Origin of the sequence: Ensifer meliloti, from assembly GCF_030064585.1 — a bacterium.
Classification (GTDB): Bacteria; Pseudomonadota; Alphaproteobacteria; order Rhizobiales; family Rhizobiaceae; genus Sinorhizobium; species Sinorhizobium meliloti.
Genome location: NZ_CP120366.1, coordinates 813,142 through 824,994, shown reverse-complemented (window position 1 = coordinate 824,994; position 11,853 = coordinate 813,142). Strand labels below are relative to the sequence as shown.

Annotated in this window: 9 protein-coding genes and 2 pseudogenes; 2 read left to right on the top strand and 9 right to left on the bottom strand. The window is 62.0% G+C overall.

From position 1 onward, the window contains the following. Positions 1-68: 68 nt before the first annotated feature. Positions 69-280, top strand: a pseudogene (locus PZL22_RS31705) (serine endoprotease DegQ); the annotation flags it as partial. Positions 281-415: 135 nt separating this feature from the next. Here PZL22_RS31705 and PZL22_RS28470 read toward each other — a convergent pair. Continuing rightward, entirely contained in the window at positions 416-778 is a 363-nt protein-coding gene (locus PZL22_RS28470; RefSeq protein ID WP_010967059.1) for a response regulator, read from the bottom strand. 27 nt (positions 779-805) lie between these two features. Further along, entirely contained in the window at positions 806-3,340 is a 2,535-nt protein-coding gene (locus PZL22_RS28465; protein ID WP_014528201.1) for a PAS domain-containing sensor histidine kinase, read from the bottom strand. Between the two features lie 516 nt (positions 3,341-3,856). Between PZL22_RS28465 and PZL22_RS28460 the strand changes: the two genes are divergently transcribed. After that, positions 3,857-4,267: a GFA family protein gene (locus PZL22_RS28460; RefSeq protein WP_013845134.1), complete on the top strand. Its 411-nt coding sequence runs from the start codon at positions 3,857-3,859 to the stop codon at positions 4,265-4,267. Positions 4,268-4,437: 170 nt separating this feature from the next. Here PZL22_RS28460 and PZL22_RS28455 read toward each other — a convergent pair. The 7 genes and pseudogenes from PZL22_RS28455 to PZL22_RS28425 all read right to left on the bottom strand — a co-directional run. Then, positions 4,438-4,730, bottom strand: a pseudogene (locus PZL22_RS28455) (PIN domain-containing protein); the annotation flags it as partial. 83 nt (positions 4,731-4,813) lie between these two features. After that, a complete protein-coding gene (locus PZL22_RS28450) occupies positions 4,814-5,776 on the bottom strand; it encodes an ATP-binding cassette domain-containing protein (protein ID WP_010967055.1) in 963 nt (320 codons plus the stop codon). Then, positions 5,773-6,687, bottom strand: a complete 915-nt coding sequence (locus PZL22_RS28445) for an ABC transporter ATP-binding protein (RefSeq protein WP_013845136.1) — start codon at positions 6,685-6,687, stop codon at positions 5,773-5,775. Before PZL22_RS28445 ends, PZL22_RS28450 begins: the two co-directional genes overlap by 4 nt. Further along, positions 6,684-7,505 (bottom strand): ABC transporter permease, encoded by an 822-nt coding sequence (locus tag PZL22_RS28440; protein ID WP_010967053.1) that lies wholly within the window; start codon positions 7,503-7,505, stop codon positions 6,684-6,686. Before PZL22_RS28440 ends, PZL22_RS28445 begins: the two co-directional genes overlap by 4 nt. Positions 7,506-7,510: 5 nt before the next feature. Next, complete coding sequence (locus PZL22_RS28435; protein WP_010967052.1) at positions 7,511-8,446, bottom strand: ABC transporter permease; 936 nt, start codon at positions 8,444-8,446, stop codon at positions 7,511-7,513. An 87-nt stretch (positions 8,447-8,533) separates the two neighbouring features. Then, the gene (locus PZL22_RS28430; protein WP_013845137.1) at positions 8,534-10,126 is read right to left on the bottom strand and encodes an ABC transporter substrate-binding protein; all 1,593 of its coding nucleotides are present in this window, start codon (positions 10,124-10,126) and stop codon (positions 8,534-8,536) included. 56 nt (positions 10,127-10,182) lie between these two features. Continuing rightward, complete coding sequence (locus tag PZL22_RS28425) at positions 10,183-11,808, bottom strand: amidohydrolase (protein ID WP_013845138.1); 1,626 nt, start codon at positions 11,806-11,808, stop codon at positions 10,183-10,185. Positions 11,809-11,853: the final 45 nt, after the last annotated feature.

Sequence of the window (11,853 nt, the reverse complement as noted above, 5' to 3'; positions counted from 1 at the left end):
AAGGGTTTGGCGGCCTGAGGAGTACGCCAGGCCCGAGAGCTCGCTGGTCTACTCTCCACTAAGGAGTTCGCTATACGGCCGAGCTGGTCGGCAACGACGAGCCAACCGACATCGCCGGGGATCCACTCGGCCGCGGCCCGTGACCTCGGGCATTGTCAGTGCGCTTGACCGCAGCGGCATCAACGTCGAGGGCTACGACATAGTTTATCCAAACCGACGCCTCGATCACCACGGCAATTCCGGCCGTGCACTCGTGGCGACGGATGTCCGTCTGGTGGGTAGATGCGGGATTGGTTCCCGCGGTCGACCGATACTTGCTCCCACGCTCAGGCTGCAGCGCGAGGTCTCGACGCCAAGACGCTGTGGCCGAGCCGACATGGGCGAAATCCGGCTGTGCCTGAGGAAGATCCGTTCGCTAAACTTCCTTTGAGATCTGCACGAGTACGGCTTCCAGTTCGCTGTCCAAAAACGGCTTCGTCAGCAAGGGGATGTTCGAATACCTTGTATCCAGGCCTTTGCTGCCATAACCCGTGGCAAAAATGAAGGGCACGTTGCGCTCCGCCAAAATGTCCGCGACGGGATAACTGGGCTCCCCGTCCAGGTTGACGTCGATGATGGCGATGTCAAACTGCCCTTTCCGCGCGATATCGAGCGCCTCCTGCATCCGAGAGGCTGTAGCGGCGACCTCATGCCCGAGTTCGCATAGTGTATCTTCAATCAGCATGGCGATCATGGATTCGTCTTCGACCACGAGAACCCGAAGTCTGCGCTCTGTCATGCGTCAAGCCCGTAAAAGCATTGGACGTCATGTGAGTGGCGCTTCGATGTGAAAGCGCACGCCACTCGGTGCAAACACAAGGTCAACTTTGCCGCCCAGTTCGCGGGCCAAAGCACGTTCCAGCAGACGAGTGCCAAAACCGGTCCGCGCTGGGACCATGACAGATGGACCACCAATCTCCTCCCATTGTAAATGCAGGTGAGATACGCTCTCAATATTGCTGACATGCCAGTTGACCTTGATCAGACCACCGTCGTTCGTGAGCGCCCCGTATTTTGCAGCGTTTGTGCAAAGCTCATGAAAAGCCATCGATAATGCCAACGCCATTTTCGGCCGCAACCGGAGCGGCGGACCAGAGGCCTGAACGCGCTGCTGGGGTTCCACGCAAATCGGATTGATCGTCGCGTGAAGAACCTCTCCAAGATCCGCACCCTGCCAGCTCTCCCGAGTAAGCACGTCGTGCGCCCTCGCCAATGCTACGAGCCGGCTTTGGAACCGGCCAAAATCTTCGCTTGCATTTACACCACGGAAGGTTTGCGCAGCCAGCGATTGAACCGTGGCGAGCGTGTTCTTCACGCGGTGGTTCAGTTCGTTGACCAGGAGCTTGCGGTGTTCTTCGCTGCGTCGCCTTTCAGTAATATCGCGCGCGATCTTCGACGCGCCGACGACGCGACCGAGGGCGTCTTTCAAAGGGGAAACCGTTAAGGAGACATCGATCAGGCTTCCGTCCTTTCGAATACGTACCGTCTCATAATGGTCGATGTGCTCGTCTCGCCGAATCCTTTCAAGGATGCCGGGTTCCTCGCCCTGGCGGTCGGGCGGAATGAGGATGTTTATAGGTTTTCCGATCACTTCCTCGGCGCTATAGCCGAACAGGCGTTCGGCACCTTTATTCCAAGTCTGGATAATGCCTTGCGTGTCCTTGCTTACGATCGCATCATCCGAGAATCTGACAATTGACGCGAGCCGTTCTGCATATTCCGCAGCTTTCTCGCGATCGGAGATGTCCACCAGCATATTGACCGCCCCAACAAGCTTGCCGGCGACATCGTGCAGCGGAGTGGGATAAGGTATGAACGGCACACGGGTACCATCCGGTCTTTCGGCCACGGCTTGTTCGCCACGGACCGGTCGATCTTCTTTGAGCGTCACGGCCATTGGACATTGGTCGTGCGGCAGGTAGGTGCCGTCCGGCCTATAGAGACGCCAGGTGACACACCATTTATCTCCGATCTGTGGGGTGCGGCCGGCCATTTCGACAGCCGCCTTATTGAAGAAGGTGATGCGACCTTCGGCATCTGTGGTGTAGACGGCGGCGGGCAGCGCCTCGAGCAAATCACGCATATGCTGTTCGCTTTCGCGGCGGCGGTCGTCCATGCGTTTGGCTTCGGTGACATCAAGCAGAACCCGCACGCCATAACGGAATCGACCGGTGCGATCGCGCACCGTCGAGCTGTAAACGTCGAGATAGATCACCGTACCGTCCGCCTTCACGGCGCGCTTGCGGATAGCATAGGTATCAGTCTCTCCGCTGACCTGCCGCGCGTAGCAACGGGCCTCCTCGTCGCGGTCATCCTCGTGCGTGTAGTCGAGGAACGTCATGTTCAGGAGTTGTTCGCGCGAGCGGCCCAGCATGGTGCAAAATGCATCATTCACCCGCAATAGGCGCCCATCCGCATCGGACTCGGCGATCCCGATCGTGGCCGCCTGATACGTGGCCGCCAAGCGTTCCTCAGTCTCGCGCCACGCGTTTTCGGTTTCGTGCAGGCTCGTTATATCGGTCGTGAAGCACCGCGTATTGACGAATTTCCCATCCTCGAAGCGACTGTTGGAGGTGATCAGCACATGCTTGATCGAGCCATCCCGTGCGCGCAAGCGGGCGGGATAGCGATCAAGCTTTTCGCCGCAGGAAAGACGGTCAAGAATATCGCCGATAACCGGTGCATCTGCGTGGAATTCAGCAATGTGCCGGCCTACATACTCGTCCGCCGGATACCCCAGGAGCTCCAGCTCTGCCTTATTTGCCCGCAGGATGATCCCCGCGGCGCTGACGATGTGCAGCCCGATGGCGCTGTTCTCGAAGAAGTCCTCCAGGTCCTTGCTCTTGCAGTTAACCTCCGCCTCGATCCGCTTTTGTTGCGAAATATCCTGAAAGCAATTGATCGCCCCTTGAATTACTCCCCGATGGTCTCTGAGCGGACGAATGTTCACGAGCGCAAAAATGCGGGATCCGTCGGGTCTTTCGATGATCACTTCGGCGTTGCGCGTCGAGACACCGGTCTTGATCGCCTCAGCCATGGGGCATTCCTGGTGGTCCATGGGCGAGCCGTCCGAGAGGAAAAGACGCTGGGAACCACAAAATCGCTCTCGCGGTGCGCTAAGCGACGGCTGTCTACCCCAAAGTTCGGCAGCCTCCGCGTTGTAGCCCACGAGCCACCCCTCGTGATCACAGACATAAACGGCTCCCGGTATAGCATCAAGCGCAGTTGGAGCTGACGTAATCAGCGCTTCGTATTCGGTCAGTACGCGACCGGTGAGTGGAAATTCCTCGACATTCGACATGTAAACAGGGCTCTCGCGGCTCTTCAAGGGATCGATTGAATCTCAACCGGAGTCATGGAGGGACAACTCTGCTCGACACGCGACCCCCGGGTGCGCAATCTCGGTTAACGTGCATGAACGTACCAGACGCGGTTTTGTTCCCGCCATTTTTTGACTCGCGCATTTTCGGACCGGCAGCGTCATCCAAGGAGTACCGTTGATCGCACGCGCGCCGCAGGTTGGTCACGGCGTCCTTCTTGAAGGATATGGCGAGAAGCTGCCCAGCTCCTTCGCCGTTCGCTAATGAGGACGCGACTTAGAATCGTGAGACGCGGGATGCGGGAGGAAAATCGCACGCACTTCTCCTCATCCCGCTCTAGACCCCGGCGCTTTAGAGATCTACACTCAAGCTTCTGTGAACCTGAAATTGCATCAGGTCCAGCCCCCTCGCATCGCCCACCGCAATGAATTGCGGTTCGGGCCCGCGCTTCAGCCCTCAATATACGCAATCTCACCGTGCAAGCGGGAGGAGTATCCATGACCAATGCCCAATGCGCCTGCGGCGCTTTAAGACTGATGCTTAATGAACCGCCACAATTGACCGCGCTGTGTCACTGTTTGGCTTGCCAGCGAAGAACTGGTGCACCGTTCAGCGCTAATGCGTTCTACTCGATTGACTGTGTCGAAATATCTGGAGTGTCTACAGAATACATTCGTACGGCCGAGAGCGGTCGCAAGGTCCGAATGCATTTTTGCCCAACCTGCGGCTCGACCCTCTTTTGGAAAGCCGACGCTTCGCCGTCCTGGATCGGGGTAGCGGTAGGTTCATTTGCCGATCCGGCCTTCGCGCCACCTGCCATGTCAGTATTCGAACGGTCGAAACATAAGTGGGTGCAGCTTGAGGGAACGGTAGAGCATTTCCAAGACCTTCCAATCGGGCAATATTAGCAGCAATAGACGCGGTGAGGCAGCAGCCGGTGGGCGCGCACCGAACCTCGGCTTTTCACGCGTTGCAGACGCTGGGTGACTGCTGAATGCAGACGGCCCGCGCCGCTCGACCTGCTGCTCTCTACCCGCCGCCCGAAACGATCCGAAGACCAGCGGATGAGGTTTCTGATTCATCGGTAGTGCCAAGGATTTACGACGGTAAGCTCTGCCGAGCCGGTATCGCCTGTCGCGACGATAAATCCCCTGGAGGCGGCAATGGCGGCAATATATCCGTTGGGCGCGTCGGAAATTCTTTGCCGGCCGCTCGAGCGGTCACCGCAAGCTTGGCATAGCAGCGCGCAGCTCCAATGTCGAACGGCAATACGCGATCGCCAAACAGTTCGAGCACGCCGTCAAGCATTTCGGTCAGAGCCTTCTTGCGCCGACCGTCCGGCAGCACACCGATGCCGAACAGCAGTTCGCTTTCTCCGAATCGCGGAAACTCTCTAACCCTTTGTTTCCGCAATCCCAGACGGAAAACCGCTCCGCACTTCTCCTGGAATTGCTCTAGACGGCTGGCACCAATCTCATACGATGACCAGGCGCGATCTCGACGAGTTCGGAGGGCGGGGGCGCGGAAAAGACGTCCGGTGCGGTGCTGCCGTCAACTGCGAAGCTGCGACCGTCAGGAAGCGGCACATCGGCAAAGTGGTCTTTCGTCCCCGGGTTCAGGGCTGCATCCGGATCGGGAATGGCGGCGATGAGCCGACGCGTATAGGGATGGGCGGGCCTTTCGAAGATGTCCCGCCAGCCGCCCTCCTCCACGACCTGTCCGAAGAACATCACCAGCACCCGGTCGCTCATATGCTCCACCACGCTCAGGTCGTGGCTGATCATCAGGTAGCCGAGGCCGAGCTTTTCCTGCAGGTCCAGCAGCAGGTTGATGATCTGTGCGCGTATCGACACGTCGAGGGCGGATACCGGTTCGTCTAGCACGACGATTTCCGGTTCGAGGATGAGCGCGCGGGCAATGCCGATGCGCTGGCGTTGGCCGCCGGAGAACTCGTGCGGATAGCGGTTCGCCTGCTCGGGCGTCAGCCCCACATTGGCGAGCATGACCTCGATCCGGTCGGCGATCTCCGATGCCGCCGTGATGCCGTGCAGCCGCAGCGGCGCAGCCAGCGAGGTGCGTACCGACTGGCGCGGGTTCAGCGAGGCATAGGGGTCCTGGAAAACCATCTGCACCGCCTTGGCGCGCTGCATGCGTCCGGGCGCCCCCGGCCCGGTGAGCGGCTGACCGCGATAACGGATCGTGCCTTCGGTCGGCTCCTGAAGACCGAGAACCGAGAGCGCCGTCGTGGACTTGCCGCAACCGGATTCGCCGACGATCGACAGGCATTCGCCCTTGGAGAGCGAGAAGCCGATGCCGTTGACGGCATGCAGCATGCGCCGACCGGTTCCGAGCAGTCCTCCGCCGGAAACGGAGAAGCGGACATGCAGGTCGTCCACTTCCAGCAGGGGGTCGGTCATGGCTGGCCCCCCTCTTCCGCACCGCGCGGCGCGATGAAGCGGGTCTCGATGAGCTTCGAGCGGTCGGCAATGATGCTGTCGATGTCGACCAGCCGCTGGCGGCCGTGCAGACTGCGGCTGCCGAAGCGCGGCAGGGCGCCGAGGAGCCCGCGGGTATATTCGTGCCGGGGTGCCGCGAAGAGCGCCCGCGTCTCGTTCTCCTCGACGAGGCAGCCGGCATACATGACGCCGACCCGTTGGCAGATGCTGGCGATCACGCCGAGATCGTGGCTGATGAAGAGAACCGCCGTACCGCGCTCGGCGCAGAGTTCTTTAATCAGCCGTAAGACCTCGGCCTGCACGGTGACGTCGAGCGCCGTGGTCGGCTCGTCGGCGATCAGGAGGTCCGGATTGCAGGCGAGCGCCATGGCGATCATTACGCGCTGGCGCAAGCCCCCCGACATCTGGTGCGGATAGTTGCGCGCCCGCCGGTCGGGATTGGGCACGCGCACGCTGGCGAGCGCTTCGATTGCGAGTTTCTGCGCCTCGTCCCAGCTCTTTCCCTGATGCAGCACGAACATTTCGGCGATCTGCCGACCGATGGTCGAGAGCGGGTTCAGTGCCGTCATCGGCTCCTGAAAAATCATGGCGATGCGGTTGCCGCGCAGGCGCCGCATTTCGCGCTTCGGCAGTTCCAGCAGGTTCTGGCCCTTGAACAATATCTCGCCGCCGGAGACGGCGAGCGGCTTCTTGAGAAGGCCCATGACGGCGAGCGAAGTCACCGACTTGCCCGAGCCGGACTCGCCGACGAGGCCATAGGCCTCGCCCGGCATGATTTGGAACGAGACTCCTTTGAGGAGCGGGCGATTGACGGAGCGACCGACCGCGATGCCCAAGTGGAGATCCCTGATGTCCAGAAGCGGCTCGATCATGGGTTGCGCGTCCTCATATGCGGGTCGAGGCTGTCGCGCAGGCCGTCGCCGAGAAGGTTGAAGCCGAGCACCGAGAGGAAGATGGCAAGGCCGGGGAAGATGGCCACCCAGGGCGCGAGCTGGATGAGCTGGCGCGCATCCGTCAGCATCGAGCCCCAGCTCGGGAACGGCGGCTGGATGCCGAGGCCCAGAAAGGAGAGCGCGGCTTCCGAAAGCACCGCCGAGCCCATGCCGAGCGTCGCCATGACGAGGATAGGCCCCATCATGTTGGGCAGGATCTGCGTGAACATGATGCGAAGGTCCCCGTAGCCGAGCGTCTGAGCCGCCTGCACATAGCCCAGCGATTTCAGGGAGAGTGTGGAAGAGCGGGCGATGCGGCAGGTCCAGCTCCAGTTGGTAAGACCGAGCGCGATGAGCAGCGACGGCAGGCCGGGGCCGAGCACCGCCATCACGGCGAGTGCGAAGATCAGGGATGGAATGGCGAGCATGACGTTCGTGAAGCCGTTCACCAGATCGTCCCACCAGCCGCCCCAGTAGCCGGCGGTCATGCCGAGCGTGACGCCGATGATCGAGTTGATCACCTGCGAGACGATGCCGACCGTCAGCGATATCTGCGCGCCGTAGAGGATGCGGGTATAGACGTCCCGCCCCTGCCCGTCCGTGCCGAACCAGAAGGTGGCGTCCGGCGGCAGTTCGGAGTTCATCAGGTCCGCATCGAGCACCGGGTCGAAGGGTGCGATCCACGGCGCGAGGATACCGGCGAGGATCACCAGCGTCGTCAGTCCGGCACCGAGCCAGAAGTTGAAGCCGAGGCGCATTCCCGTCACTCCTGCTTGATGCGCGGATCGATCGCGGCATAGATCAGATCGACGGCCGTGTTGATGACGAGGAACCAGAGCACGATGACGAGGATCGTGCCCTGCACCACGGGAATGTCGCGGCTCGCGACGCTGTCCACCAGAAGCGAGCCGATACCGGGCCAGGCGAAGAGCTTCTCGATGACCACGGCCTGGCCGATCAGCGAACCGAATTGCAGGCCGACGGTCGTGACGATCAGCACCAGCGCGTTGCGCGCCACATGCCAGCGCACCACCTTGGCCTCGCTCATGCCCTTGGAATGGGCGGTGCGGATGAAGTCGGCGTTGAGGACATCGAGGACCCCGGCCCGCGTGGTGCGCGCGAGAAGCGCAAGCGGCGTGACCCCTAGCGTGACGGCGGGCAGAATCAGGTTCCGGAAGGACCCGTCGCCGTAGCCGAAGCTCGGCAACCAGTTCAGCTGCAGGGCGAAGAGATACATCATCAGGAGGCCCAGCCAGAACTGCGGCATGGAGAGGCCGGACACCGCCCCGATCATCGTCACCGTATCGAGCACCGAGCCGGGCCTCAGCGCCGCAACGAAGCCGAGCGGCACACTGATAACGAGGGCGAAGATCATGGCGGCGATCGCCAGTTGCAGCGAGGCCCACATGCGGTCGTTGATGAGGTCGATCACCGGCTGACGGGTGCGGAAACTGGTGCCGAGATCGAATTGCGCAAGGTCCGTGACATAGGTCACGAAGCGCTCCATCAACGGCTTGTTCAGCCCGAATTCCTCGTTGAGGCGGGCGATCATCTGCGGGTCGGCGGCGCGCCTGCCGTCGGCGAAGAGGCTTGCGGCGAAGGTTCCCGGTACGACGCTGAAGATGACGAATATAAGCAACGCAACGACCACGACCGTGGGTATGATCTGCAGGACGCGGCGCAGGGTGAAACGAAGCATGAGCGGTTCCGTTCTGGCCGCCCTGTACACGGGGGCGGCGACAATCGATGAGGGGGCAGCCGCAGCTACCCCCTCCCCCTCAAGGTCTTACTGGCGCGATGACGGCGCCGTCTCGTCGATCCAGATTTCGTCATAGGGCTGGATGGCCAGTTCCGTCGCGTTCGGAACGAGGCCGTGGATCCACGGCTGGTAGGCCATCACCGCCTTGTTGTAGTTGAAGAACCAGACCGGAGCGTCGTCCTGCACGATGTTGTTGGCCTGGCGCAGGAGATCGTTCTGCTTGGCCGAGTCGCGTTCCTGCTGCGCCGCCTCGTAGAGCTTGTCGAATTCCGGGCTTGCATAGCTGGTGTAGTTGCAGGCCGATTGCGCCGTCTTCGAATAGTAGCAACGCAGTGCGTTCAGCGGGTCGGGGCCAGAAAGGTTCGACCAGATGAAGGCCTGGAAGTTGTTGGTCGTCACCGCTTCGCCGAGCGTGGAGCTTTCGACCGGCTTCGGCTTCACCGTGATGCCGACCTTCTTCAGCATCGGCAGGATGGCTTCGACGATCGGCACGCCCCAGCTTTCGTTCGGGCTCGCCGTCACCTCGAATTCGAAGCCGTCGGCATAACCGGCCTCGGCGAGCAATGCCTTTGCCTTCTCCGGATCGTAGGCGTAGGGCGCCTTGTCCTTGTCGAAGGCGGGCGAGGAGATCGGCAGCCAGCCGGAGGCCGGGTAGGCCTTGTTCTTGACCAGGCGTTCGATGATCAGCGGCGCATTGATGGCATGGTTGATCGCCTGGCGCACCCGCTTGTCCTTGAAGGGCTCGAAGGCGGGGTTGAAGCCGATATTGCGGGTATAGACCTCGGCGACTTCCAGGAGGTGATCTTTCAGCCCCTCCTCGCCCTGATAGGCCTGGTATTGGGTAGGGCCGAGGATCGAAACGTCGATTTCCTTGTTGCGGAAGGCGACGTCGCGCGCGGCGTCCTCAGCCATCAGCACGATGTTGATGCGATCGAGATAGGGCCTGCCCTCCTCGTAGTACTTGTCGAATTTTTCCACGACGACCTGCGAACCGGGTACGTGCTCCTTGAAGACGAAGGCGCCGAGGCCGACCGGATTCTTGCCGAAGGTGGATTCGTCCTCGACATTCGACGGATAGATGACCGTCGTGTTCTGCATTAGCGGGAAGCCGGGATTGATTGTGCCGGTATAGGTGATCTCGAGCGTGTGGTCATCGATCTTCTTCAGCCCCGAAATCTCGTCGGCCTTGCCGGCGATATAGTCCTCGGCGCCCTTGATGACGGCGATGAAGCTCGCGCCGGGGAAGGCGTTTTCCGGGTTGGCGATGCGCTTGTAGCTGTAGATGATGTCGTCGGCCGTCAGCGGCTTGCCGTTGTGGAACACGGCGTTTTTACGCAGGTGATAGGTGTGGACCTTGCCGTCCTCGGAAACCTCCTCCGATGTCGCCAGTTCCAGGACGGGCTTGTTCTGGTTCGAATCCCAGCTGTAGAGCGCACGGTGGATGGCCTGCGTGATGAACTCTTCCTGCGTGTTAGGGCTCGACTGCACGTCCAGCGTGGCGAAGCTCGAGCCGTAGGGCGCGGTGAAGACGAGCGTTCCGCCATGGCGCTCGCCCGCGGCAAGCGCCCCGGCAGCCACGCCGAGGCTGAGCATTGCGGCCAGTGTCAGTCTCTTCAGCATTTCGTTCTCCCTCTCGTGCCGTTCTCGGCATCGTTTCGGTTCAGTTCGTCAGGTCGTCAGCGCGCATCATGCACGACGCGGCCCGCAAGCAGGGTCAGCACGCAGCTTGTGTCCGAAAGGATGGTTTCGGGCGGGGCGGCCAGAAGGTCGTTGTCGAAGACGGCGATGTCCGCCCACTGGCCGGGCACGAGCCGCCCTTTCACCCCCTCTGCTTTCTGCGAATAGGCGCCGTATTCCGTATAGGTCTGCAATGCCTCCTCGCGGCTCAGCCGTTCGGATGCCTCCATCACCGTGCCCTTGCCCGTCTGGCGCGTGAGCATCGCGTGCAGGTTCGGGAACGGATCGGGCGAGCAGACTGGCGAATCCGAGCCGGTCGACGGTTTCAGGCCCATGCGCATCCAGGTGCCGATCGGGTAGGACAACCGGCCGCGCTCCTCCCCGAGCACGGATATGTAGCTGTCGCCGAAATCGTGGATGAAGGCCATCTGCGGCGCAGGCAGAATACCGGCCGCCTTCATGCGCGCATTCTGATCCGGTGTGGAAAAGCCGCAATGCTCGACGCGATGGCGGCGGTCGGGATCGGGATTTGCGGCAAGCGCCTTCTCGTAGGCCGTGATGAGCTGCTCGATCGCGCCGTCGCCGATGGCGTGGCAGACCATCTGATAGCCGCGGTCGTGGCAGGCCTTGACGACCGCCTCGACCTCCGCATCCGGCAGCATCTGCACGCCGATATTGTCCGGCTCGCCCCTATAGGGCCTCGTCATCCAGGCGGTGCGCCCGCCCGCCGAGCCGTCGAGGAAGACCTTGACGCCGCCGACGCGCAGCATGTCGTCGCCGGCGCCGGAAAGAAGGCCCGCGCGCCAGCAATCCTCGACGATGGAAACGCCTGGATCGCCAAGCAGGGTCAGCCAGACGCGCACCGGCAGCCGGCCGGAAAGCTTGGCCATCTCATAGGCCTGGATTTCGGCAAAACCGGAGACCTGCCCCACGGCCGCATCCATGCAGCTCGTGATTCCGAAGGAGAGCAGATACCGCCCTGCCCGCTCGATTCCGTCGATCAGGTCCTCGGTCGTTGCCGGCGGCATGGCGGCCTTGACGAGGTTCTGCGCGTTTTCCGCGAGGAAGCCGTTCAGCCGGCCCTCCGTGACGCCGATCACGCCGCCTTCCGGCACGGCCGTCGCCTCAGTGATGCCGGCAAGCTCCAGAGCGCGGGAGTTGGCGATCGAAACATGGCCGCAGGCCCGTGTCAGTAGGACTGGGTGATCGGGGGCGACGCGATCGAGATCGTCGCGCGTCGGGTGCCGTCCGGTGTCGAGCTTGACCTGATCATAGCCGCGGGCGCGCACCCAGCCGCCCTTCGGCGTCGTGGCTGCGCGGTCGGAAATCCGGCCCATCAGGGCGGCGAGCGTCGGCGCGCTCGCGGGCGTAGCGTCGACCCAGCCCATGGCCATGCCGGTCGCGATGAGGTGCAGGTGGTTGTCGATGAGGCCGGGGGTGGCGAAGCGGCCTTCGAGATCGATGACCTCGGTGCGCGGCCCCTTCAGGCCCAAGATGTCCGTATCGCTGCCGGTTGCAAGAATCTTGCCTTGCCACACGGCGAGAGCCTCGCTGATGCCCTCCTCCCGGCCGCGCCAGATCCGGCCATTGATGAGGATAAGATCGGCTTTTATTCCGAACGCCATTCACAACTCCCCCTGTCGGCACCGGACGGGCCGGCACCTATTTCC